General features: G+C 47.8%; 17 protein-coding genes and 1 pseudogene. 6 read left to right on the top strand and 12 right to left on the bottom strand.

Translation table 11 applies throughout. The features are described 5' to 3' along the window. Window positions 1-136 precede the first annotated feature (136 nt). Genes ACJJIN_RS04435 through ACJJIN_RS04425 form a run of 3 tightly spaced genes read right to left on the bottom strand, consistent with a single transcriptional unit; the run spans window position 137 to window position 5,962 of the window. A complete protein-coding gene (locus ACJJIN_RS04435; RefSeq protein WP_444897039.1) occupies window positions 137-3,295 on the bottom strand; it encodes an efflux RND transporter permease subunit in 3,159 nt (1,052 codons plus the stop codon). Next, window positions 3,288-4,526 carry an efflux RND transporter periplasmic adaptor subunit gene (locus tag ACJJIN_RS04430; protein WP_444897038.1) on the bottom strand — a complete coding sequence of 413 codons (1,239 nt, stop codon included), beginning with the start codon at window positions 4,524-4,526 and terminating at the stop codon, window positions 3,288-3,290. The genes ACJJIN_RS04435 and ACJJIN_RS04430 overlap by 8 nt, the downstream gene beginning before the upstream one ends. Next, complete coding sequence (locus ACJJIN_RS04425) at window positions 4,526-5,962, bottom strand: efflux transporter outer membrane subunit (protein ID WP_444897037.1); 1,437 nt, start codon at window positions 5,960-5,962, stop codon at window positions 4,526-4,528. The genes ACJJIN_RS04430 and ACJJIN_RS04425 overlap by 1 nt, the downstream gene beginning before the upstream one ends. Before the next feature lie 320 nt (window positions 5,963-6,282). Between ACJJIN_RS04425 and ACJJIN_RS04420 the strand changes: the two genes are divergently transcribed. Then, window positions 6,283-7,467, top strand: coding sequence for an acyl-CoA dehydrogenase (locus ACJJIN_RS04420; protein WP_282932536.1), 1,185 nt, complete (start codon window positions 6,283-6,285; stop codon window positions 7,465-7,467). 412 nt (window positions 7,468-7,879) lie between these two features. On the opposite strand, the gene ACJJIN_RS04415 is transcribed toward ACJJIN_RS04420, so the two are convergent. Beyond that, window positions 7,880-8,779 (bottom strand): EamA family transporter, encoded by a 900-nt coding sequence (locus tag ACJJIN_RS04415; RefSeq protein ID WP_444897036.1) that lies wholly within the window; start codon window positions 8,777-8,779, stop codon window positions 7,880-7,882. A 215-nt stretch (window positions 8,780-8,994) separates the two neighbouring features. On the opposite strand from ACJJIN_RS04415, the gene ACJJIN_RS04410 reads away from it, so the two are divergent. From ACJJIN_RS04410 to ACJJIN_RS04400, 3 genes are read left to right on the top strand one after another with little or no spacing between them, the layout of a single operon-like run. Then, window positions 8,995-9,612 (top strand): trimeric intracellular cation channel family protein, encoded by a 618-nt coding sequence (locus ACJJIN_RS04410; protein WP_413662328.1) that lies wholly within the window; start codon window positions 8,995-8,997, stop codon window positions 9,610-9,612. A gap of 59 nt (window positions 9,613-9,671) precedes the next feature. Beyond that, complete coding sequence (locus tag ACJJIN_RS04405; protein WP_444897035.1) at window positions 9,672-11,324, top strand: alpha/beta fold hydrolase; 1,653 nt, start codon at window positions 9,672-9,674, stop codon at window positions 11,322-11,324. 59 nt (window positions 11,325-11,383) lie between these two features. Continuing rightward, window positions 11,384-12,214: a sulfurtransferase gene (locus tag ACJJIN_RS04400; protein WP_444897034.1), complete on the top strand. Its 831-nt coding sequence runs from the start codon at window positions 11,384-11,386 to the stop codon at window positions 12,212-12,214. A gap of 321 nt (window positions 12,215-12,535) precedes the next feature. Here the strand turns inward: ACJJIN_RS04400 and ACJJIN_RS04395 are convergent, their stop codons facing one another. The 3 genes from ACJJIN_RS04395 to msrA all read right to left on the bottom strand — a co-directional run bounded on the left by ACJJIN_RS04395 (window position 12,536) and on the right by msrA (window position 15,598). Then, window positions 12,536-13,255, bottom strand: coding sequence for a YopT-type cysteine protease domain-containing protein (locus ACJJIN_RS04395; RefSeq protein WP_444897033.1), 720 nt, complete (start codon window positions 13,253-13,255; stop codon window positions 12,536-12,538). A gap of 808 nt (window positions 13,256-14,063) precedes the next feature. Further along, window positions 14,064-14,699 (bottom strand): YopT-type cysteine protease domain-containing protein, encoded by a 636-nt coding sequence (locus ACJJIN_RS04390; RefSeq protein WP_444897032.1) that lies wholly within the window; start codon window positions 14,697-14,699, stop codon window positions 14,064-14,066. 359 nt (window positions 14,700-15,058) lie between these two features. Next, entirely contained in the window at window positions 15,059-15,598 is a 540-nt protein-coding gene (gene msrA / locus ACJJIN_RS04385; protein ID WP_444897031.1) for a peptide-methionine (S)-S-oxide reductase MsrA, read from the bottom strand. Window positions 15,599-15,907: 309 nt separating this feature from the next. Between msrA and ACJJIN_RS04380 the strand changes: the two genes are divergently transcribed. After that, window positions 15,908-16,924, top strand: a complete 1,017-nt coding sequence (locus ACJJIN_RS04380) for an IS630 family transposase (protein ID WP_444897030.1) — start codon at window positions 15,908-15,910, stop codon at window positions 16,922-16,924. A gap of 1,181 nt (window positions 16,925-18,105) precedes the next feature. Further along, entirely contained in the window at window positions 18,106-20,100 is a 1,995-nt protein-coding gene (locus tag ACJJIN_RS04375) for an FG-GAP repeat protein (protein WP_444897029.1), read from the top strand. A 214-nt stretch (window positions 20,101-20,314) separates the two neighbouring features. Here the strand turns inward: ACJJIN_RS04375 and tnpA are convergent. The 5 genes and pseudogenes from tnpA to ACJJIN_RS04350 form a co-directional block, all read right to left on the bottom strand. Beyond that, a pseudogene (gene tnpA / locus ACJJIN_RS04370) lies at window positions 20,315-20,749 on the bottom strand (IS200/IS605 family transposase). Window positions 20,750-21,610: 861 nt separating this feature from the next. Continuing rightward, window positions 21,611-22,078 carry a type III secretion system chaperone gene (locus ACJJIN_RS04365; RefSeq protein ID WP_444897028.1) on the bottom strand — a complete coding sequence of 156 codons (468 nt, stop codon included), beginning with the start codon at window positions 22,076-22,078 and terminating at the stop codon, window positions 21,611-21,613. A 31-nt stretch (window positions 22,079-22,109) separates the two neighbouring features. Next, window positions 22,110-22,343, bottom strand: a complete 234-nt coding sequence (locus ACJJIN_RS04360; protein ID WP_444897027.1) for an EscU/YscU/HrcU family type III secretion system export apparatus switch protein — start codon at window positions 22,341-22,343, stop codon at window positions 22,110-22,112. Then, window positions 22,337-22,681 carry a hypothetical protein gene (locus tag ACJJIN_RS04355; RefSeq protein WP_444897026.1) on the bottom strand — a complete coding sequence of 115 codons (345 nt, stop codon included), beginning with the start codon at window positions 22,679-22,681 and terminating at the stop codon, window positions 22,337-22,339. Before ACJJIN_RS04355 ends, ACJJIN_RS04360 begins: the two co-directional genes overlap by 7 nt. A gap of 1,033 nt (window positions 22,682-23,714) precedes the next feature. Beyond that, window positions 23,715-24,617 (bottom strand): helix-turn-helix transcriptional regulator, encoded by a 903-nt coding sequence (locus ACJJIN_RS04350; protein WP_444897025.1) that lies wholly within the window; start codon window positions 24,615-24,617, stop codon window positions 23,715-23,717. Window positions 24,618-24,645: the final 28 nt, after the last annotated feature.

Here is a 24,645-nt window from a genome sequence, read left to right as displayed (position 1 = left end):
GTCATAAAGGAAAATTAAATGAAGGTGGTATTCAGGGAGACAGGAACGTATTTTGGAAACTGATAGTTAAATATCAGTCATAAAATTAAATTTCTGAGGAAAATAGCCGATAAGAAGATACCGGCTACTAGTGAATTTATTTCTGTGCGATTGCACCGCTACGACCAAGGCGAGCGATGATATTTTTCAACCTTGCAAACAACTGGGGAATATCTTTACCCATCATTAAATAGAGACAGGGTACCAATAACAATGAGATCGCTGTGGCAGCGAGTATTCCATAGCCCAGCGAGATCGCCATCGGAATCATAAAGCGCGCCTGCACCGAACTTTCAAAAATCATCGGCATCAAGCCGCAGAAAGTCGTTACTGTAGTCAATACGATCGGGCGAAAACGCCGCGCTGCCGCCCCCTTGATCGCGCTTTCCAAATCGGCGCCATCATTTCGGAGACGATTGCTGTACTCAATCATTACCAGAGTATCGTTAATCACAACTCCAGCCAGTGCCACCATACCCAGCAGACTCACCATACTGAGTCCATACCCCATACCCAAGTGGCCAAGTAACGCACCAATCACACCAAAGGGTATCGCCACCATTACGATCAACGGCTGTACATAACTCTTTAAGGGAATTGCCAATAGCAAGTACAGCACCGCCATCGCAAGGGCAAAGGTCATCGCCAGGCTTGCCAGTCCCTCTCGCTCCTCCGCTTGGCGTCCCTCATAGGAAACACTTAGGCCGGGGAATTCGGCTTTCAATTGGGGGACCACACTTTCATTCAGCTCATTAATCACAAGCGTCGCTTGGTCACTGGGCTCCACATTGGCGGTAATTGTTGTAACCCTGCGGCCTGCCCGGCGATTAATCGTGGCATAGGCGCGCCCTTTATCAATTTTTACCAGATCAGGCAGGGGCATCCAAAGTCCATTGCTGGCCCGGATCATAATGCTATTCACATCATTGATATTGGCCCGCTCATCCTCAGGCAAACGCACCATGACCTTCACCTGATCCCGGCCGCGCTGTTGGCGCAGGGCCTCAGCCCCGTACAGCGCTGCCCTCAACTGGCGACCAATATCCTCCGCAGACATGCCCAGACTTTTGGCCGTTTCAGTCAGCGTAAGGTCCAACTGGGTTTTACCGAGGGAAATACCGGGATCGATATCACTGACATTGGGGAATTTCTCCAACTCATCCCCTAAACGTATCGCAGCTTGCTCCAAGGTATCCGTGTCGGTATGGCGAAGCTCCACCGTTAACGAGGAGCCAGCACCGGGACCGCCACGGTCAGAAGCTGTTGTCGCGCTAAGGGCACCGGCAATCGGCCCTACTTCCTGGCGCCAGGCGCGAATAAACTCACCGGTGGAAAAAGGACGCTCATCTGCGGGAACAAAGAAAGCGTCCACCATAATCGCGTCATCGCCCATCAAACCGCGAATCCCCAGGAAGACCTTTTCTTTATCGTATTGCTCGAGCACCTTATCGGCAGCAGCAATAATCTGCGAGCGCGCTTTTTCCAGCTGGGATTGAGCCGTTCCGGTGGGAAAGGTGACGGCAAATCGACCGGAGTCCCGCTCCACCCTGGGCATCAAGGTGAAACCCATGCGGCCGCTAGCCGCATAGCCGCCAACCACCAGCAGCGCCGCTACCGCCACGGCAATAGTGGTGTAGCGGTGCTTGATACATTTATCAAGGAAGGGCCTAAAGCGCTGCTGTACAAAACGATCCAATCCCCGCGCCAGCATTTTCTGCCGCGCGGCAAAGCGGCGCGCCCGGCGACTTTTATAGCCGCGACGGGAGTGGGCCAAGTGACCGGGCAAAATAAACAGCGCTTCCACCCAGGAAATAATAAATACCGAGCCCACCACAAAGGGAATCACACCAAAGATCTTGCCCATAAAGCCGGGTAAGGCCATCAGTGGAAGGAAAGCGACAATATTAGTCAGGATCGCAAATGTGAGCGGTACCGATACCTGGCGGGCACCGGCAACGGCAGCCTCCAGATTGCTGTAGCCTTTTTGTCGCCACTCGTGGATATTCTCACCGGCAATAATTGCATCATCCACCACTATTCCAAGGGCGATAATAAAGGCAAACATACTTACCATGCTGATGGAAATATCCAGCCCAGGCAGGAATAGCAATGCCCCCAGGAAGCTGGTAGGAATGCCCAGTGTTACCCAAAAAGCCAACCGCAATTCCAGAAAGGCTCCGAGCACAACAAATACTAATAAGAGCCCAATAAAACCGTTCTTCAGCAGCAGGGTCAGACGCGCTTTGAAAATTTCCGAGTCGTCATCTCGAACGGTCAGGGTCACCCCCGGAGGCAGGCTTGCCCTGACCTCATCAACGACTTCATGGGCAGCCTCACTGACACTCATTGGTGTCTGGTCGCCCACCCGGTAGATCTTGATGCTGATAGCTGGCTCGCCGTTAAACACCATATTGCGCGCTTCTTCCTCAAGCGCATCGCTGATATTGGCAACATCCTTTAAATAAACGGCACCGCCACCAATGCCTTGGGCAATAACAATATCGCCAAACTCACGAGCCCAATCACGGCGCTCGGTCACCCGAACCAATATCTCCCCCGCATCAGACTTAACACTGCCGCTGGGAATATCTACCGCTGCATTTTCTACGATGCTTGCCACTTGCAGCAAGGTAAGCCCATAGCGACGCAGGTCGTCGCGGCGAATCTCGATCGCCACTTCCAAGTCCCGCATACCCCGCGCTTCCAACTGTGTAATACCACTGTGCGCTTCGAGCTTATCGTAAACCTGCATCGCCAACGCGCGCAGGTTTTGCTCGGTAAGATCGCCATGTAATACCAGATCCAGCACATCCCGTTTGCGCTCGGCCAGACTGACCTGGGGCTGCTCAATATCTGTGGGGAAGGTGGTTACAGAATCGATAGCCTGCTGAATATTCTGGTACACCAGGGCAGCATCAGCATCGCCTTCCAGCTCCAGGGTTAAAGAGGCACTACCCTCATTGGCCCTCGCGGTCATCTCTTTGATGCCTACCAAGCCCTGCACCGCTTGCTCGGCAGCCACCAGTACACCGCGCTCGACCTCCTCAGGGCTGGCACCGGGATAGGAAATGGACACGCTCACAGTGTCCAGGCTGAACTCCGGGAAAACTTCCTTTTTAACGATGGTCGAAAAAATCAAACCACCGATCAGGAAAACCAGCATCAACAAATTGGCGGTTACATGGTTGCGCGCCATCCAGGCGATGGCGCCCGTGCGGGTATCGACCTTATCTTTGGATCTATCCTGCTTAGTCATCTGCGCCCCCAGCGTTGGGTCCACCGGGGCCGCGTCTTGGCGGCCGTTCCGCAGAGGCAGCAGCATCTATCGGCGGGCGCTGCTGGCGATTACTGTCTCCGGCAATTCGCACCGGCATACCCTCAGTAACGGTTACCAACCGGGTCGTCACTAAGGCTTCTCCACCGTTGAGCCCCTGCTCCAGGACTGCAAAGTCGCCGCTCATGTAGGCTACTTCTACCGGCAGAACCGTGGTGCGGTTCTTACGAACCACCCACACATTGTTGCCGTCTTGCAACGCGGTGAGGGGGATTCGCACACGCTCATCCTCACTTTGGGAAACGATCTCTACTTTCGCCAGATCGTTGAGAAGCAGCTGCGGCTGGGACGGATCCTGTACGGAAAGCGGGTCTTCCAGCTCTACCAACACACTGGCGAGACGACCCTGCTCTTCCAGTACCGGGATAACCCGGACAAACTCACCACGGCGGTAGACGCCCTGCGGCCACTGGCTGCCGTAAATTCGAACTTCAACATCACCGCGTCCAAGCCGGTGCAGTTGCGACGCGGGAACCTCAACGGCAATCTGGAAACGGTCAGCACTAGCGAGGCTGTAGAGAGTATCTCCCGGAGAGACGCGATCACCGACATCGGTATCACGCTCAACTACTAGGGCATCAAATGGGGCGCGAACCTCGGTAAGCCGAAGATCGCGTTTAGCCAAGGCCACATTTGCCTCTGCGGATTTTACTGCCGCCTCTGCTGCTGCTCTCTGAGGCTCGCGCAACACCAGGGCCTTATCCGTTCCAGACAGGGCTGTGCCGAGAAGCTCGTATTCCTCTTGAGCAACTTGCTGCTGTCCTTGCTCCTGCTGCAATTCAGCACGGCGTTCGGCGAGGGTGCTCTGGGCCGTCATCAGGGCCAACTGGTAGGGCTCCTGGTCAATACGCAACAGCACCTGCCCTTTTGGCATTACCGCACCTGGACCCGAATCATAATCGAGCCACTGCACCTGCCCCTGTACCTGGGGCTCCAACTCCGCTAACTCACGGGCACTCACTTTACCTAGCGCGCTCAAGGTCACAGGAAAACGACCCTGCTCAGCAACGGCTACATCGACTGTCGGCGGTGGCGATTTGCGCTCACCGCGACTGACCGACGGTTTTTCCCGCATCATCCAGTTGAAGGCCAGGAATGCCAGCACCACCAAAATTATGGGAATCAGCAGGCGCCAATTGAGTTTCTGCAACATCAGTTATTTCCCTCCAGGTACAACTCCAAATCCACTGGCTCGGGGGCTGGAAGATCCACCTGGGGGATCCCGCCGGAAAGCGCGCGGTAAAGTACTACTCGGTTTTCAATCAGTTCGCGCTCGGCAGACAAGATTTGTCGCGCCAAACTCTGTTGTTCACTCGTCGCGGTCAACACATTGAGGAAGTCGATGGTTCCCCGCGCATAGGCGCGGCTTTGGCGCAGAACCAAAAGGTCTGCGAGACGCTCACGCTCACGTAGATGGTTGAGTCTCTGCTCGATCAGGCTCTCTCGAATCAAGGCCTGCTCTACTTCAGACAAGGCTTCATTAACTGCACTGCGGTAGAGCGCCCAGCGCTCCTGCAGAACGGCGTCCTGTTGCTCCCGGGCTGATGCCAGGGCGCCACCATCAAAAATCACCCCCTCAATAGAGGCTGCGATGGCCAAAAGCCAGTTTTCAGTCACGTCACTAATTAAACTGGTGCCATTGCTGGCTACTGCAGACAAACTAAATACGGGCAGTCTATCGGCCCAGGCCTCATCGGCTACATGATAGCCCTGTAAAAGGTCTCGCTGCGCCTCAACGACATCCGGGCGGCGCAACAACAATTGCGATGGCACGCCGGTCTCTGGCAGGGCTGGTAGTGCCGGCAACCCGGCCTGTTTGTGAATAATGCTGCTAAGTTCCTCGACATTGATACCCAAGAGCACCGCTAACTGTACTTTAAGAGTTTCGGCATCCGCTTCCGCCTCATCCAGTTCCTGCTGTGACTGCTGGACCAGCTGCTGTTGCTGCAAAACATCGGCTGCACCTGAGACGCCGCGACCAAAGCGCAGTTCCAGAACCTTCAGGCTTTTGCGATTGATCTCCAGCTGTTGTTGCAGCAAATCCCGCTGCCCCCACTGCTCCCGCAACTCCAACCAGGTAGCTGCCACCTCGCTCGCCAGGGTCAGGGCTGCCGTCTGTAAATTCTGTTCCTGGGCCAGGTAAGCCGCCTCTGCTGCACTGGCACCGGCACGAACCCGCCCCCAAAGGTCCACTTCGTAGCTGGCGGCGATTCGGGTACTCCAACTATTGCCCTCCGCAGAGGGATCGGTGAACTCGCCGGAAGAGTAGCGCTGCTCAGTATTTTCAATGCTGGCAGTCAGTCTTGGCCAAAGGCCCGATCGCGCTCCCCGCGCGGTGGCTGCGGCCTGCTCCAATCGCCAATAGGTAGCCTGAATATCCGGATTATCTTTCAGTGCCAGCTGTACCAAATTGTCCAACTGCGGATCTTGCAAATCTCGCCACCAGCGCAAACTCGGTGCGGCAGTGCCCGATGCACGAAAAGATTCTGGTAACCCCAAATTTTCATCGGGCTGAATGGTCTCAATTGGCTGCGAACTACAGCTGACAAGCAGCGGAACACAAATTGCCAAAATACGGTAAAAGGACAAGGAATATCACCGAAATTAAACGTTTAATCGTAAAAAATAGAGATTTATTGCGTGCATTATCCGCCCCCCAAAATCGCTCGCAATGCGTTTTACTCTTGTTTACAAAGCATGCGTAAAATCAGGCAAAAAATTGCTGCCCGCAGGAGTGCCGAAAACCGACTACTTCGGTATGATGCGGCACACTAAACTGAATAGTCATCGGGGTTTGACGCGGAGCTTATCCAAAAAGTCTCCCCTCTGTACAAAGGTGCTCGGCCTTCTTCAGCCGGCCCCCTTGGACGCTCCGGTGGAATTAATAACGGAAGTAGAAGAGACAAACCATGAGTAAACATCAGCCACTCGCCCATTGGGACGATATTTTGCTGCTGGACCAACAGCTGACCGACGAAGAGCGCATGGTGCGCGACACGGCACGTGAGTACTGCCAAAGCAAACTGATGCCCAGAGTTCTCGAGGGTAACCGCCACGAAATCTTCGATCGTGAAATCATGAACGAGATGGGTGAATTGGGCCTGCTCGGTTCCACCATCGAAGGCTACGGCTGTGCCGGTCTCAACTACGTTTCCTATGGCCTGGTGGCGCGCGAAGTTGAACGCGTTGACTCCGGCTACCGGTCCGCCATGAGCGTTCAGTCCAGCCTGGTTATGCACCCGATTTACGCTTACGGCAGCGAAGAGCAGAAGCAGAAGTACCTGCCTAAGCTGGCATCCGGCGAATGGGTTGGCTGTTTCGGCCTGACCGAGCCCGATGCGGGTTCCGATCCCGGCGGCATGAAAACCCGCGCCAAGAAAGTCGATGGCGGCTACCGCATCAGCGGTTCCAAGATGTGGATCACCAACAGCCCAATCGCCGACGTTTTCGTTGTTTGGGCGAAAGATGACGACGATATTATTCGCGGCTTCGTGCTGGACAAGGGTATGGAAGGCCTCTCCGCACCGAAGATCGAAGGCAAGTTCTCACTGCGCGCCTCCATTACCGGCGAGATCGTGATGGACAATGTGTTCGTTCCGGAAGAAAACAAATTCCCGGAAATTGGCGGACTGCGCGGCCCCTTCGGCTGCCTGAACCGCGCTCGCTACGGTATCTCCTGGGGCGCCATGGGTGCCGGCGAGTTCTGCTGGCACGCCGCTCGCCAGTACGGCCTGGACCGCACCCAGTTTAACCGCCCTCTGGCTCAAACCCAGCTGTTCCAGAAGAAACTGGCTGACATGCAGACCGAAATTACCCTGGGCCTGCAAGCCTCCCTGCGCGTAGGTCGCATCATGGATGAGAACAAGCAGTTCGACCCCACCATGATTTCCCTGGTGAAGCGCAACAACTGTGGTAAGGCACTGGATATCGCCCGTATTGCTCGCGATATGCACGGCGGCAACGGCATCTCCGACGAATTCCACGTAATTCGCCACGTGATGAACCTGGAAGCTGTAAATACCTACGAAGGTACCCACGACGTACACGCATTGATCCTCGGCCGCGCCCAGACCGGCCTGCAAGCATTCGTGTAAAACACGTCTAGTTCGATGCTCACGGTATTTTCCGTGGGCATCGCCCTTATCCCATCACTTCTTATCTGCTTACTTCTACCTCGCCCCCAGGTTGGTAGCACAAAACCATTAAACTAAAGTTCGGAATAGTCACGCAAAAAGGCGGCGCATAGACTGTGGAGCAGTATTAAATTATTACCCGCACCAAGCAAAGCACTGCACCGAAAAAAAACGTTTGGATTTAAAGTAATAATAATTTGAGAGAAGACCAAAACTGACTGTGACCATTTACGCATCATCGAACCGCGAAATAAGTAAATACAGCCCTCAGCAATTATTAAACCCTCAATAACGGTATAAAAAGGAAGTTTTGGAAACCGCGGAAAGCCCAAACAGAGAGCCCAACAAGCTGAATAAAATTATTACCCCTCCCCTAACTTCCCTCCACATCAACAATCTCCTGCCCCGGATTTCGATCATTTAATTTCACTACACAAAGAGCAATACCCAGCAACACGACAAAAGTCGCTACCCACTCGACAAATGTAAGATATTCACCGAGGATAATTGATGAGCCGATTATTCCCACAATAGGAACCAGCAACCCAAATGGTGAAACGCAGGCAGAGGAATAGCGACGAATTAAATCACCCCATAAAATATAACCAACCAATGTCACCATGCACACTTGGTAAACAATTGAAAACCAACTGGCCGTATGCGCCTGAAAAAAGAAAACCCAGGGAGTATGGCTCTCATAAAATATCGACAAGACCAAAAGAGGTACCGGCGGCACCAATGAAGCCCAAACCATTAAGTGAAGTAAGTTAACTCCTGGCATCCTGCGGAATACGATATTCGCTATCGCCCAAGACAGCCCCGCCCCCATGATAAGGGTAAATCCCACTATCGTTGTCGACCCACCTTTATCGGCATAGTAGAAGAATACAGAGAACCCTACAGCCGCTATTACCAAACCCAAGCATTGCTGCATATTTATCTTGTCGCCAAACAGCATTGCGAATAGCAATAGGGTGAATGGCACCTGCGACTGCATAAGCAGTGACGCTACACCCGCTTGAATATCGGCCTTCATGGCGTAGTACATCAACCCCAGAGAGAGAAACTCTAAGAAGAAGCCGAGCGCAACAACATTGAGGATCGAGGTCTTGGGGAATGGACAAAAGAAAACCAGAGGAACAGCGACGAGGGTGAAGCGAACCGAAGCCAATAACATTGGCGGGAAGTCGGCCAGCGCCACCTTGGTTATCGGGTAATTCAGTCCAAAAATTGAGACTGCCAGCAAAGCTAACAGTATGCTTTTATACGGCATCTCTACAGCCAGTGAACAATGGACGTAACCAAAGGGTAGCAGCCTCTATTAGTCTTCTGCGCCTAATGGGCCCTTTGTCATTGTTTCAATAGCTCCCTGGTACCCATCTATTGCGGCGCCTCACACTTCTCACCAGTAGATCGCTGCTCAATTCCCTTTGCGTAGACAGAAGTGCTATTCTCCCCTGCCCGCCAATCTCTGGATGTAACGATGATATGGATGAGCTGCTGCACTGGTTTGAATTGATCGGTATCGCGGTCTTTGCCTTCAGCGGCGTACTCGCCGCCGGCCATAAACAGATGGATTTATTTGGTGCCGTGGTACTCGCCTGCGTCACTTCTATTGGCGGTGGCACCGCCCGGGACATTATTCTCAACGTCCCTGTATTCTGGCTTGAGCACACCTATTACCTGTGGATCGCCTCAATTACCGGTGTAGTAAGCTTTTACCTGATACGCTATCTAAAGGTCCCTATGCGCCTGCTAATGGTGGCAGATGCCATTGGACTCGCCGTTTTTGTGGTGCTCGGAACCCAGAAAGTACTCGAACTGGGCTATTCCGCGACCATCGCAATCGTGCTCGGCGTAATGACCGGTACTTTTGGCGGGGTGATTCGGGATGTGCTGTCCGGTGACATTCCACTTTTACTCCGGCGAGAGATCTATGCCACCGCTGCCCTTACCGGTACGGCCATACTCGTTGCCTTGGACAATGTAGGGTGGCTACCCCATGAGCTAGTGGTGGCTATTGCTGTATTTGTGACCCTAGCGATTCGCCTCGCGGCATTGCGCTGGAATATCTCCGCGCCAGTGGCACGCTTCGGCAAGCACTGACCGTTCAAAGGCCTGGAACCATAAACCACTACTTAATAGCAGTCACAGGAATAATCTAAGTGCAAAAAGCCCGATTGCGCATACTCCTCATTATTCTCATTTCCATGGTGATTGGAGCCTGTGAGCGCTCGACAAACTCTGCCCAAACCGGTCAATCCCAGCAAAAACAATACGCTCGCCTGGTAGCAAAGCCCTGCTGGTTCAAAACCGATGAAACCTGGCCTTTCACCCAGTGTTTCATGATGGAGGTGCCGGAGAATTATGCCCACCCGGAAAAGCGCAAAATCCGCTTTCCGGTCGTACGCTTCCGTGCCACAAACCCCGATCCCAAGAAAATCCCCCTACTCCATCTAGGCGCCGGAGGCCCCGGAGCCAGCATGGGGTTAGAGCCCGAGAACGCCAGCGATTGGTTGTGGCTTAACTATGCCGCCATGACAGTAGAAGACGGCCGGGATCTCTTTGTTATAGATCCCAGGGGCACCGGTATGGCCCAGCCACGCCTCACTTGCAGCGAGTTTATCGAAGATGCCGATACCGCCTTCCGGCGCAACCTGTCTCCGGAAGAAGAGGCCCGTGTTTTCTCTTTCAGTATGGAGCGCTGTTACAGTCGCCTGAGCAAAGGTGCCGACTTGGCCCAGTACAACAGTTCTGTGATCGCCAGGGATGTAGAAGAGCTGAGAAAAACCCTCAAACTTGATAAATTCGATCTCTACGGGGTGTCCTACTCCTCCCGCTACGCCCTGACTGTGGCCCGCGACTTCCCGGAATCAGTGCGCACCCTGGTGCTTAACAGTGCGGTCTTCCCCAATATTGTCTACACGCAGCAGCTCCCACAGGACTCCCTGGCAGCCTACGAGCGCGGCCTGAAGCATTGTATCGAAGACGAGAAATGTAACAGTCGCTATCCCAATTTACGCCGCAGGCTGGAAAACCTGATCCAGACCTTAGACGAAGAGCCGCGCACCATTCCGATCAAGCACCGCTACTCAAAACAAAGCTATCCCTTTGTGCTTACTGGACAGCGCTTGCTGAGAGTTCTATTCCAGGCCCTGTATAACGAAAACTTCTACAGTGAACTGCCCAAGATGATCGAGGGCCTGGAAAATGAGGGCGATGAAGGGCTACAGCCGGCCCAGGATGCCATCGCACACTTTATGGAGATCGTACTGGACCCCTACTTTGGGGATGCAGCCGGCGTTAGCCACTTCTGCTATGAAGAGGCTCCCTTTGTCGATTTTGATCAGGCCAGGGCCAACGCTGCAGACACCGGCATTCTCGGCGGGGCCGTACGATCAGATTTGAATTTGTTGCAGCTACAGTGTCGCATCTGGGCAATCCCCTCTGCTCCACTCACTGAGTCAGAAGCCATCTCCACCCCAGTTCCAGTGATAGTGTTACACGGCGGCCTGGATCCGGTACTAGCTGCAGATGATGTTGATATCGCACGCAAAGAGCTACCGAATCACCAATGGCTGCTATTTCCCAACCTGGCTCACGATATTATTTCCGCAAGCAACTGCGCGGAGCGGGCAGTAGCGCGCTTTCTCGACAACCCTGCCGAAGATCAAACCGAAACCACCATGACTTGCCGCAAAGCGGAGCTGGCAGACCAGATTTCCACCGAAGAAGAATCTGAGTCCCAGCAAGAAGCCGAACAACAGGCCGTTGAACCCCAAGCAGCTGAGGTCCCTGCCCCGGAAAGCGGCCAATAACCAAAAACAACAGCTGAAGTTACACGACAAAAGCGGTATCAAGGATTGAGGAAAGGCCGATGGAGAGCAACAACAACCCTGCCCTGATTGAAGTTGCGGATTTGGTAGAGCTCAAAAAGACCGGCGAACCCGTAATATTGGACTGCCGCTATAGCCTGGCGGATCACGATAGTGGTGAGCGGGACTATCGGGCTGGCCATATTCCCGATGCCCATTACGCCTGCCTGCACCGTGACCTCTCTGCCCCTGTGCAACGCTACGGCGGCCGCCACCCAATGCCGAGCGCTGCACAGTTCCAGGACTACGCTCGCAATCTGGGAGTCGATAGTGACACACAGGTAATCGTCTACGACGACACCCGCCTGGGTTTTGCCGCCCGTGCCTGGTTCCTGTTTTTCTTCTTTGGCCACAAGAAAATTGGCATTCTGAATGGCGGTCTAAAAGCCTGGCTCGATGCAGGGGAAACATTGGACACAAGCGAGCCCACTCGATCCAGGCAAGGAAACTTCAGTGCACAACCAAAAGAAAATCTCTTGGTTCATTACGAGACCATCAAACAAAACCTGGGTAAAGCACCCTGGCAGTTAGTAGACGCCCGGGACAGTCAGCGCTTTGAAGGAATTGAAGAGCCTATCGACCCGATTGCCGGACATATACCCACCGCCATCAACCAGCCCTGGCAAAACATTACTGACAAAAACAATGGCAAAGTGAAATCTATTCCCGAACTCAAAGAGCAATTCGGCAACTTGGCGGACGGCAAACCACTTCTCAATTACTGCGGCTCCGGAGTTACTGCCTGCGTTAATTTCTATGCACAATATTTAGCTGGTCGCCACGACTCACTACTCTATCCAGGGAGTTGGAGTGATTGGTGTTCGCATCAGTGAAGATAAAATAGGAGTCATGGAACTTAAATACAGCAGTGCGAGAAGGCTCATGCGAACTGTAGATATAAAATAAAGCTAATAAGCCAGTTACAATTTTTACTATTGCTTATATGCCCAGCGAATCCCCCATCTCCAAATCAGAACACTCCTGCATGGGCGGTAATTGGGCTATTTGATGCTTATTCAGTCGGGCACCAGAGAATTCGCAACGATTTTTACACATAAAGATTATAAAATTAGTTAAACCGATATCCACCAGCACCTCTTTACCGCATAACATGTTAGAGGAAGCCTCCTCATAACACCCCGCCGCTCTGCACTTTATAAGGTGTAAACATGGGTACGCCAACGATCTGAAAGACCTAGGGAACCAAATCCATTCGACAGAATCTTCCGCCGATAATATTCACGGAAGAAATTAAAAAAATCCTGCTTGTTATTAAAACAGTACTCTCCATGGTTAGGGTCAAAAAAAGTGCACTGTTGAGCCATCCCAGCGGGTCCAATATAGAGAGAAACAGCATGGGCCGCCGAAAAGTGCCCAAAGACTTTACCTGACACAGTAATTATTACGTAATGATCGTTTAATTGATCTAATGATGCTATTAAAAAATCGGTCATTGATAAAGGCTGAGCTCCAGGATTAACTATTTGAATACTCGAATCTTCTCCAAGCCCAGGTACTGGATATACTCCACGCTCTCTCAGCCACGCCCCTACATTATTCATATAAGAATTATCTTTATCATGTGCCCACCCCCACTGAGACTTGGCAACACTTCTTAATTCACGAATATTTAGAGAGCGAAGTCGAGTGAATGTAAATGGACCTGCTCCAACTTTCCACTTTTCATACAAGCCCAATTTGCTTGATAGAGATACCCCTTCAGAAGCCCTACAATGTATCCAATGTGCAGTTAAGGCTCCACAAATGCCAAACGTGCTAAATCCTGCATAGTGCACCCAAACTCTTAGCGAACTCTGGGAAAAACCCCAAATTTTTTGCCCTCGATGACGCTCGGCAATTGTACTAACACGCATACAAGCAACCTCCCAACAGACAATTAAAATCCAAAAATCATCTATTTTAATTCGAACAAAAACCTACAATAAATACTGATCCGCACCTAGCCAGAGGCTTTTACCTACAAGGACTGATAACTCTCTTAGAAAATGGGGTGCGCAGATTGACACACTCTTATATTTACGCCAACCCAACAACAATAAAATAGGTCAATCAATCCTTTACCCATTGACTCAAATGAACATTGCCAAATTGATCAACATCACCAATTTTGTACTTTTAATATCTCTTTATAACCAATTATGACAAGCAACTACTCACAGCCCAATACCCGCACAGGATCTAAGTAATTCCAATATCAGCAAAATTTACTTCTCTAACACTCCCTTTCCCAGACTTAACGCCCACTATATCCAGCGCACTGTTAAAACAGTAAAAGTTAAATATGCCAAACCTGAAATAATGAATTTGGTTATATGGAAAGAATTGCGCCTCCATGGCTTTAAACCACACTTACCCCTTACCGGACAATTTTCCACCCTCTCAACCTCCAACTTAAAGGGTAATTCATCCCTAAAAGCCAAAAGAATAGCTCTCTCTTTAGATCTATATTGTGTCGGCTCTATCAAGTAGCGCTTTAGATATTGGGCAAATTTTTTTAGGTTTTGGACTTTCTTTAGGGAAAGGAAAATACATGCAGATTGGGTTGTTTTGTATGGGGAAAGTAAGATGGCCAGAACTCCAACCATCTTAAGCAAACCCCAAAACTCTATACGAGATGAAATACTTCCTGCAACACTAAGCAGAACCAATTTATGAATAGAGCTAGCTTTTCCATATCCTATCGATCTGCCATGAATCGAATTTATGTTCCGCCCGATAATGCATATTACTGACCAAGTGAAAGAAGAAGTAAAAATCCTCTTTATCCTCAAACCAAAACTCCCCAAAGTTCGGATCAAAGAAACAAGCATCCTGCTTTTGCCCGCCAAATGACTGGGCACCAACCCAAGCAGCTACTGCATGAGCGCCCGGATTCTCGTCTCGACTAGAGCGCATTTCAATTAACGCATAGGCTCCATTAATCTGTTTAAGCCGCTGTCGCAAGGAATCCCTGTTTGATCTTCCGGTAGCTGAAGAAAGCACTCTCAACCGATTTAAAAGTAACCATGCCCTATGAGAAGCTTCCCAGTTGGCACTTTGCTGCCAGGCTTGCTGTTGTGCCGCTATTCGTTGGTATTTCCCCATATTGAAAGGGATAAATCTTCGCTGATCCCAAACGCCACCCAAGTGATTTACTAAAGAGTCGTCATAAGCATGATACTTAATCCAGTGTGAAACCAGCGACAAACAGATTCCACCGCCAGAAATCTGTCGGATATTCAACACAGGAAATGATTGGGAAAAATCCCAAGTACATACTCCACCCAACTGGCGCGCCATAGAGTAAACGCTGTACATAAAAGGTCCTACGAAAAAATTATTGTGACTCTGTACTTAAGGAGCCTCTGAATAACTACGCGGATAGAGTGAAATCTGTAACGGCCCCCTTATTAACCGTAACCATTTCTGCTCAAGGTGAAAGTGAGGCTCAAGGGTTCTTTTCTCCGACGCAGGAGTTGGAACTTTACGCGCCAACCCCACCGCCGACTTTATGATTTGGGCGCAAGTTTTTAGATTTTGGTCATATTTTAACGACAACCAAATACAGGGAAGCAAATTCAGAGAAGACAGGAAAAAGACAAAAAAGTGGAGGGGAATTAACTGTGCTAAGCGTCACAACAACAGGCAGCACTCACCGCGCCGCCTGCTTCTGCAATCTAACAACGTTTAGTCGTGCATTGGGTTGCGAAGAATTGGGCAAACAGCGTCTTCTTTCTTAGCCATATACCACTGGTGGTATTCATCGGCATAGTAGAACGGTTGGGCCATGCTGATCTCAGTGGTGATTGACCGCGATCTTTAGCATCCAGCGCCTCCTGCACAGCCGCCCTACTTGCTTCCGCCTCCTGTTTCTGGCCTTCATTCAGCCAGAAAACACAGGAACGGTACTGGGAGCCGATATCGTTACCCTGTCGCATCCCCTGGGTTGGGTCGTGGTGATCCCAGAAGATACGCAGGAGCTCTACATAGCCCACCTTTTTCGGATCAAAGATTACTTTTACCACCTCCGCATGCCCGGTACGACCGGTGCAGACCTCATCGTAGTTCGGGTTTTCAGTGGCGCCATCGGTGTAGCCTACGGCAGTGGCAAAGACAACATCCGTATCCCAGAACCCATGCTCTGCGCCAGAAGCACCCCATACCAAAAATGGCGACCTCCAGGTGCTCGGGGAGTGGCTCTTTAATGGTGTTGCCATTTACAAAGTGGGTCCCACTGGGTATTGGATAAATATTTTTAGATTTTAGGCGCTTTTAGACATAAAGTAATTAAAGTTAAGTTGAGGGGACCGGCCTCCAAGAGCCCCAGATAACCGAGGGAGCCTTTAAATAATCTCACAATATCTCTACGGATTGTGATTACATTTCACCAAAAATACGACAGGCACTTCAAGCACAAATACAGGCCAATTTTAGGCTTACCCGAAGGCAACAAGCTGCTCACTCTTTTGGGGGAGCACTTACTAGCCAGGCAGAAATAATCAGTACACTCTGGCAATATAAACTGCATGAAATACGATGCCAGAAAACTTAGTACTGAGAAGCAGCACCTCATACGTAAAATTGCTGTTCAGCGAGTATTTGATGGAGAATCTGCGGCGGAGGTTAGTCGTAGCTTAGGGCTGGGGAGCAGAACTATTTTCCCATGGTTAAGGACTGCTCGGGAGAAAGGTATTAAAGCGCTATCTCCAAAAATTAGACCTGGACGCGGTAGAAAGCTATCAGCTATTGAAGAAAAGGAAGTCAAGCGATGGATTATTGGTAGCGATCCAAGGCAATATGGCTTTGACTTCGGATTGTGGACACGTCAGATCGTATCGGATTTGATTTTTGAGAGATTCAAGGTTGAACTTAGCATTTCTGGTGTCGGCACACTGGGCCTGACGCCACAAAAGCCTCTACGAAGAGCTTACGATAGAGATGAGAAGACGGTGAATAAATGGGTAAAGGAAGTCTACCCAAAGATTAAATCTTATGCGAAAAAAACTGGGGCAGAAATATTTTGGCTGGACGAGGCTAATATCAGATCAGACGATCCACTCCAAAGGACATGGGGAGAAAAAAGAAAAACTCCAGTGGTAAAAACGAGTGGTCAAAGACAGTCAATCAATGCGATCTCAGCTTTATCGAACAGAGTTGGCTTCTGGTGTCATATTTATAGTGAAAAGTTCACGGCAGAAAAGTGCGTAGAATGCTTCAAAAATTTCCAGAGAAGTCCGAAAAGACCAGTGATTCTCATTGTTGATGGGCACCCAGTACACAAATCGAAAAAGGTATTGGAGTATATCGATTCACAGGATGGCAAGCTTGAAGTGGTGTTCTTACCGCCATATGCACCAGACCTAAATCCAGATGAGTTGGTCTGGAATCATATGAGAAATATAGGGACCTCAAAGAAGCCGCTGAAAAAAGGTGAGACACTACTGAGTCGTGCAAATGCAGATTTGCAGAGCATCAAGAAAAATAGAAAACTTGTAAATCATTTTTTCAAGAGTCGTCTGTATTCTTTGCTGCTGCCTAGGTAATAAGCTCGAAAATCCTGCCTGTCAGCACAAGCATTCAGTGCTTCTACTAACCTATGATATCGTGCCTTATTGTAGCTAAACTGGTCTTAATATAGCGAAAGGGTTGCTCCAGCTTGGTCCCAACCTGTACTTCTTTCCATTATACGAAATCAAATTTTCTCCGGAAGAGATTTTTAGCTTGCTCGGCTTCAACGTTATGTTACAGACCATATTTCGATCTTCCCACATTTCCACGCCGATGTAGTGCCAACGGCGTGTACGATTCCGGTCTCATCATCAACACCAATAATAAGTTTCATATCAAATACCATTGCCCACCCTTCTTGATCTTGTAGATCTCTGGATTATGAGCTTTTCTTATTTTTGGTAGAACTGCGCGCACTGATAGTTCACTGATAGTTGTTGCATCTACGATGCATCCTTTTTTCAGTAATACGCCATTTTCTATGATCTGCTTGTGAATAGCCGTGAAGAGTTGACGAGCAAATTATTGTGTCTCAAGCAAATAGCAAAACTTAAAGATGATTTTTTTATCCGGGATAGGCTTTGTCAGTGCCACCCCAGCAAAGCGACGCATGACTTCGATTGCATAGAGGACGCCACATGTACGAGCTAGAATTACTTACTTTTTCCCTGTTTTCTAGTAATTCAGGCTTAAACTAACAGTGGTTACATTCTTGCTTCGCTCACTGGGAGTAATTAGTCCACCGCTTGTGATAAGTACGTTTTTTCAAAGTTCCCACTGGAGACAAAATTGCGTCGACCGGGAAGCTTCGTCTGAGTTTTTAGTCAACTAGGTGCTTGGAACATTTGGAGTAAATTTGTACTATTCTATGCGAATAAGATAATCTCGCCACCCCTGAATTAATAGCTTGATTTTGTTCTGACGATGTATTGTGCTTTATTGTATTAACCTGCTGATTATTTATCCTGCCCCCAGCATACTATATCCACCTCTCTGAAGCTTCTGTAGACTTTCGATGCCTGAGTGTTTCACTCCTCACTTGTAGCTCATTCCTGGGCCTTTTTTACCTTTACGCGGCAATAGATATTCCCGATGACTCATTAGGGCCATCTATTCCCGAAATCTTTAGAAATCAACAAAATAATGACCAAAAACTAAAGATGAGATATGGGTGAAATCTAATAATACTTGAACCTTGTGAAACCTATAAGAGTTAATGAAAGTGACTATCCCGTTTTTTGAATCCATGGCTATAGCTATGCTTCTATTCACCCTTGCAGGCTGTAGTGGCGGAGGGGGTAATAATGGCGCTACTGGCGGTGAAGATACCACTATAGCGGGGTCGCCTGCGGAAGACCCACCTGCGGAAGACCCACCTGCTGAGGACCCACCTGCTGCCCCCGAAGCAGTTCAGGGTTTTACCCTGAGCTTCGAGGCAATCAAGGTTTTCCGTTTTAATTGGAGCGATGCGGAAGGGGCTACTCATTACCACCTGCTGGAAAATCCTGATGGAATTTCCGGTTTCACACGTTTAGTCGAGGATATTCCCAAGGGTAATGGGACCCTTGAGGTACAAGTCCCACTGCACGCCCGAACAAATGCGCTATATATACTGCAAGCTTGTAACAAGGTGGGAGAGCAAGATCTTTGCACTGATTCTACCTCCCTTAGCGTAAACGACACCTTGGTGGAGAGCATTGGCTACTTCAAGGCAAGTAATACAGGTATTAGGGACGTTTTCGGAGTGTCAATCGCCCTCAGCGCAGATGGCCACACCCTTGCAGTAGGCGCTACCTTAGAGGAAAGCGATGCGACCGGTATCAATGGCGACCAGGAGAACGATGATGGAGTCAACCCAGATGGAACTAGCCCAGCAGGTGCGGTCTATGTGTTTACACAGGTAGATAACGCCTGGGTACAGGAGGCCTATATCAAAGCCAGTAATAATAATGGAGGGGGTCTTTTCGGTGTTTTAGATCTGAGCGGGGATGGCAACACTTTAGCCGTTGGTGCATTCTATGAGAACAGTGGCACAACGGGTATCAATGGCGATCAAACCAATACTGACGCCCCTCAATCCGGCGCGGTCTATGTTTTTACACGTCTAGATGGTGCCTGGACACAAAATGCTTATATCAAAGCTAGCAATACATCCCCCTATGACTTATTTGGACGCTCTTTAAGCCTCAGTGATGACGGCCGTCTTCTAGCTGTAGGTGCGCCTTTTGAAGATAGCAGCACTACTGGCATCAATGGCGATCAAACAGATCCAACTGTTATACTTGGCATCCCTGACGAGAGTGGAACTTGGCAAATAGAGGATAACAATGAGAGTCAGGAAATCGGCAATACTGTGAATTCAGGAGCGGTATATGTTTTCTCCCATATAGATGACACCTGGGTGCAGGAGGCTTATATTAAGGCTAGCAATACCGGTCTTCTGGATGAATTCGGAATTTCCGTCAGCTTGAGTGGGGATGGTACAACTATGGCTGTTGGCGCGACCGGAGAGGATAGCAAAGCGGTGGGTATTAATGGCGAGCAAAGCAATGATGATGCCCTTTACTCGGGCGCTTGCTACGTATTCTCCCGTACGGATGGTAATTGGGCGCAACAGGCGTATATCAAAGCGAGCAACTCTGATTATGACGATGAGTTTGGCTTGTCAGTTGACCTAAGTGCTAATGGTAACATCTTGGCCGTTGGTGCTAATAATGAAGACAGCAATGCCATAGGCACTGATGGCGATCTAAGCAATAATGCAGCCAAAGACTCTGGTGCTGCCTATGTCTTTGCCCGTGCAGATGGCCAGTGGGCGCAGCAGGCCTATCTCAAGGCCAGCAACTCAGATGCCTCTGACAATTTTGGTGAATCAGTTAGCCTGACTGCCGACGGTCGAACTCTGGTAGTTGGAGCACCCAGAGAGGGCAGTATCGCTAAGGGTGTAGGGGGAGACCAAAACAATAACAATGCCGAAAATGCTGGCGCAGCTTATATGTTTGCTCTAGTTGATGGGACCTGGTTGCAGAAAACATATTTGAAAGCAGGCAATACTGATGCAAATGATGCTTTTGGCTTTTCCGTCAACCTCAGTGCAGATGGCGATACCCTGGCTATTGGGGCTCCCAATGAAAGCAGTAGCTCTACTGGTATTAATGGTGATCAGGATAATAACCAAGCTGAGGGATCCGGTGCGGTTTATATATACTGATAGAAGCCTGACGCCCAGTAAAATCCCCCATCTTATTTCTTGGATTGGGGGGGGGTAGTGGCGCTTGCGTAGGCAGTTCGGTTATAGGTCTGGTATCTTTCAAAGAAAATCGCATTCTAAGAATTTAGTAAGAACTTTGCTTTTAAGATCGGCCCTCAAATCAGCAACCACCCGCATAGCGGGTGGTATGGTGAAAGCCCCCAGAGGGGGCTATTTACAACCCCGCCAGTTGCATCTGCACTTGCCGGCGTTCTTCAACCTCTTGATGCTTGATGTACTCTCGAATCATCTGCTCATCAAGACCTACTGTGCTCACTCAGTAACCCTGAGCCCAAAAGTGTCTTCCTGTAAAATTTCTCTGCACATGCCTGTACTTCCGAAATATCTGGATCGCAGATTTCCCTTTCAGAAAACCAACCGTATTGGAAACACTTAACCTTGGAGGAATCATTAACAACATATGAATGTGATTCCTCATTGCGTACCCCTCGACCAACTCAATACCTTTTTGACGACATAAGTCTCGGAATATTGCTCCAATCTCATGTCTCAATGCTCCAAATAACGCATTCTTTCTATACTTGGGCACAAATGCCACATGGTACCTGCAATAATGTTTCACGTGAGCATGGCACTGCCAATCTAGCATATGGCCTCCTTAAAGAACTTGCCGGTTCATGGAGGCCATATTTTACTCTGCACGCCGGAACGGCGGAGCCTTGTCTAGTCTCACCGCCTGAGGCGGTGGTTTACCTATTTGTTAATTAGAATGCGTTGCAATTACTGCTAGTACATCAGTTAATGGTTGCTCTTCAGCATAAAATTCAAATGGTTCACTCCGTAGATCTTCAGCCAATACATAATTAACCGAAACAGCACAAAAATTAATTAGAAAAAATAACACTAAGGTGCAATATATTTATATAGCTGATTTTCCTTAATTTCGTTAGAGTTAATCTTTGGCAAAACACTTTCACACAATGAACAATGATAATTTGTAAATTCATAAAATTCTTCATAGGAGACGCTATTTTTGATAATGGTCTGAAAACCGAAATATTTTGCAACGTCAGCTATTATAGATTTTGCAAACCCAGGCCATACATAGCCCTTTCGCATAGCATTCGTTAGGAGCACCCCTCTATGGATAGTTCCAGATTAACACTAACTAGCAAATATTCATTTCGTAACTCATAAAATAAAACGCTAAATTTTGAATCAAAATTTAAACAGTAAGATTTATCAGGGCCATCTATGATCTCAGATATGAGAAAATCGAGGCATAATTTTGTTAGTTTGTCATTCAGCGGCATAATGATCCGAAGCACCGCCATAGTCATTTATTCGAACTTCAACAGCGAAAACATAAAAATTCTTTTAATTTTAACTTTTTTATGCAAAGGACAATTGTATAGCGATCTGAAGATATTTATTGATCATGCAATATACAGCTTGATTAACATCCAATCAGCAGTATTTTGCGCACCTCATAAACAAGGTGCACAAAAAGTTATACTTTTATACCGAGCTTATTATCAACACTGAGATTACCTGATAATGCTCCTGAACTTATTGAGTTATTTTTTGATGTAATCAATTCATACCAATACATAGCCGCCTGATACAGTTCATTAACCCTTTTTACTAATGAACCCACCTCAATATTTTCAAAATATTCTTTATCACAAAGTACTACCTTTTGTGACTCTGGATTGATTGATAGCGTTGCATACTCTGTTCCTATCCACAGGTAGTTTGCTTGAAGCATCAAGTTACAGAAATGCAACTCCTGACCTTGGGGTATGCCACATATATCTAGAGTTAAAACTACAAACTCTCGGCTGTTCTCTTCATGGTGATAGATATGCATATCAATATCATCCCAAGAAATACGACATGAATCTTCTACCGGCTCCATTAATGGTTGCTGTAAGTTAATTGATAAATCCTGGATCAGTCTTTGAAAATCTAAATTCACAGTGAGTACTCTTTATAAGATCTCTAAATAGTTAAACTTGTTTTTCATGAGCCCTCAGCCAACGAATAACATCAGCTACAGGTTCAACAAATTCATCGGTTATACTTTGATCAACGCCTATCTTAGAATATAGCGCCCTTGCTAAGGGTACATTTTCAATAATTGGGACATCATTCTTGCTTGCTAAAATTTTTATCTTCCAGGATAATATAAATTCACCTTTCATAGTTACATACGGAGGCCCCGTGCTTGTATAGATCAGCATACATTCTTATGATCTATGCCGGCTTCGTCAATTAAAGACCTGGCACCATACTCTAAAATACCTCCTTTGAATTCAAATGATGATAATACTGGCTCCTGCTCTCTATCAACTTTCTTCAATATTTTCGAATTACTAATCGAAGCACTTGCTGACTCCGAAAGTTGTGACCTCAATGAAAGAAGGGCTATTCCCTTCTTTGTTATATCTAAAGAAAAGTGTATCGAAAACCTCTTGAACTCTTCTAGAGTTCCAGCTTCAGTAAACTCATCCTTGTTAATTGCGCTCGCCAGCTCAGAAACCCTACTCACCTCCTTCACATTTAAAGAAGCTTTTGTCATTTTTTAATGTTCTAGCATCAATATCCTTTCGGGATAACTTTAGCTCTATTTTGGTTTAGATTCTTATATTTATGCAAAAATGATGAAAATTCTATAAGGCTATTATTTATTGCCTGAAGCATTGCCCCCCCTAAAGGGGCAGCTCAGCTTGACGTTGGATACTATCTATAGCCTTGGGATTTTAAACGATATGAGTGACAACAAGTGTCGGACCGTTATATGAGCTCATTTAACCCCCTTAAATATAACAAAATAAATTAATAGCTATACGTACAATTAATTATCGTGTGTTGCTGTCAAGCAACTCCTATCTTCCCAAAGATTACTAAAATTATTCATTATCGTTTCTCTCTCTTCTGGAGAAAGACTTCGAGGACTCAATCCGATATAGAGACATCCAGGCTCAGAAAATTCCACCCTGTATAACTCTAAATTATATCCCCGAACCGTATGCTCCATGTAATGCATCGAATCCCGACTCTTGGTTGCAATAACATCTACATCGCCCTCTTTAAGTATGTCTATACACTTACTTATAGATTTACAGTCAACAAATGCAAAAGCAAAAGCATTTGGATGTAAATTTATCAAACTTGGATCAACTCTCAAGGACGAGTCATCAGCAACATGGCTTATAGTTTTTATTTTCGAAAAAATATCCCTGTCAGAAATATTTGCTAGGTTATACCTTTCCTTGAGAGTAAAGCAATTAATAGATGCCTCACCAATCAACCTTCTTTCCCAACTTGTTGCACACCCCCCTGATCTGAGATAATCCATTGACTAATGACAACATCATAATTACCTAACGCTAGCTTTCTTTGAAGATCTCTAGCTGATAGTTTGTCAATTGAAAAAGGGGGAAATCCTTCTAAGCAATTATATTTTTAAAACAAAACATCTGACGCTTTACTTGATATTACGCTTTCAACTTGCACTCCAATACTTAGTGTCGAAATTATCTCTGCATCACTTGTCTTTTGTACAGCACTACCTATTATTATAGAACCAAATAGACATGATAAAAAATATCTCAGGTACATTTTTGTCGAGCCTCAGATGGAGATATTCCATATTTTGACTTATACAGCTGGGTAAAGTACGACTGACTAGAAAAACCGCTCTCTAGGGCAATATCCACCAGTCTTCTATTGGTAGTACGAATTTGGATATCTGCGTGTCGGAGCCGCTTTTCGTTAATCCAGGCTTTTGGTGAATTTTCTTTATAAACTTGTCCAAACATTTTTTTAAAAGATGTCAAGCTCATGCCTATTTGCTTCGCATATGTAGCCACAGACCAGTTCTTCGTAGTGTTAGATTCCATGAATCTTCTAAATTTTTCATGTGTAGGATTAACCCTATTTAGCAGTTCGTCAGCAAGAATTTCCCCATGTTCACTATTTAGTTTCAAGAGAAGCAATTCTTCCAGCTTAAGAGCATTTAACCCATCATTGTCTAATCGGCCTAGCAGCCTAAAGGAGTCCAAAGTTATTCTCGTTAGCTCACAGCTTGGAAAGATGATTGGGGAAGCATACTTCGGTAATGAGGACTCCACCATTTTAGCAGCCTGTTTCTTGAGAATAAGCGCATTGTCATACCTGTCATAGAACCTGGCTAACATTGCTTCACGAATACGAACGCAAATAGCTACAATATCCTGGGACTCACTTTTATTACTCAAATTAAAGTCTGTATCAGAACCAACAAGCCAAACCTGCCCAACTGATAACTCAAATTTGGACTGGTTATATGTAATACTTGCAGAACCGGCTACCATCAAGACTAAATTAATAACCGGTGCAAATATGAAGGCAGCAGATTTTCCTTGAGGAATTGAAATAGTAATCAATTCTATTAAATCACCACTATGGTGACTTTCAATAGTTATTTCCCGTTCTGAACAGCATACCTGCCCTTTACTCAAGGCAATATTCATACTTTCAACAACTCACTAAAATTATTTC

It is taken from the genome of Microbulbifer maximicatervae (SeqCode) (assembly GCF_052467505.1).
The sequence above is the reverse complement of the archived record's forward strand: the minus strand, read 5'-3'. Positions and strand labels throughout refer to the sequence as shown.

What these genes read in the sequence shown, in the direction of transcription:
- ACJJIN_RS04435 (WP_444897039.1), bottom strand. Translation starts at nt 3,295, where the DNA reads ATGACTAAGCAGGATAGATCCAAAGATAAGGTCGATACCCGCACGGGC.
- ACJJIN_RS04430 (WP_444897038.1), bottom strand. Translation starts at nt 4,526, where the DNA reads ATGTTGCAGAAACTCAATTGGCGCCTGCTGATTCCCATAATTTTGGTG.
- ACJJIN_RS04420 (WP_282932536.1), top strand. Translation starts at nt 6,283, where the DNA reads ATGAGTAAACATCAGCCACTCGCCCATTGGGACGATATTTTGCTGCTG.
- ACJJIN_RS04415 (WP_444897036.1), bottom strand. Translation starts at nt 8,779, where the DNA reads ATGCCGTATAAAAGCATACTGTTAGCTTTGCTGGCAGTCTCAATTTTT.
- ACJJIN_RS04410 (WP_413662328.1), top strand. Translation starts at nt 8,995, where the DNA reads ATGGATGAGCTGCTGCACTGGTTTGAATTGATCGGTATCGCGGTCTTT.
- ACJJIN_RS04400 (WP_444897034.1), top strand. Translation starts at nt 11,384, where the DNA reads ATGGAGAGCAACAACAACCCTGCCCTGATTGAAGTTGCGGATTTGGTA.
- ACJJIN_RS04395 (WP_444897033.1), bottom strand. Translation starts at nt 13,255, where the DNA reads ATGCGTGTTAGTACAATTGCCGAGCGTCATCGAGGGCAAAAAATTTGG.
- ACJJIN_RS04390 (WP_444897032.1), bottom strand. Translation starts at nt 14,699, where the DNA reads ATGTACAGCGTTTACTCTATGGCGCGCCAGTTGGGTGGAGTATGTACT.
- msrA (WP_444897031.1), bottom strand. Translation starts at nt 15,598, where the DNA reads ATGGCAACACCATTAAAGAGCCACTCCCCGAGCACCTGGAGGTCGCCA.
- ACJJIN_RS04380 (WP_444897030.1), top strand. Translation starts at nt 15,908, where the DNA reads ATGAAATACGATGCCAGAAAACTTAGTACTGAGAAGCAGCACCTCATA.
- ACJJIN_RS04375 (WP_444897029.1), top strand. Translation starts at nt 18,106, where the DNA reads ATGAAAGTGACTATCCCGTTTTTTGAATCCATGGCTATAGCTATGCTT.
- ACJJIN_RS04360 (WP_444897027.1), bottom strand. Translation starts at nt 22,343, where the DNA reads ATGCTGATCTATACAAGCACGGGGCCTCCGTATGTAACTATGAAAGGT.
- ACJJIN_RS04355 (WP_444897026.1), bottom strand. Translation starts at nt 22,681, where the DNA reads ATGACAAAAGCTTCTTTAAATGTGAAGGAGGTGAGTAGGGTTTCTGAG.
- ACJJIN_RS04350 (WP_444897025.1), bottom strand. Translation starts at nt 24,617, where the DNA reads ATGAATATTGCCTTGAGTAAAGGGCAGGTATGCTGTTCAGAACGGGAA.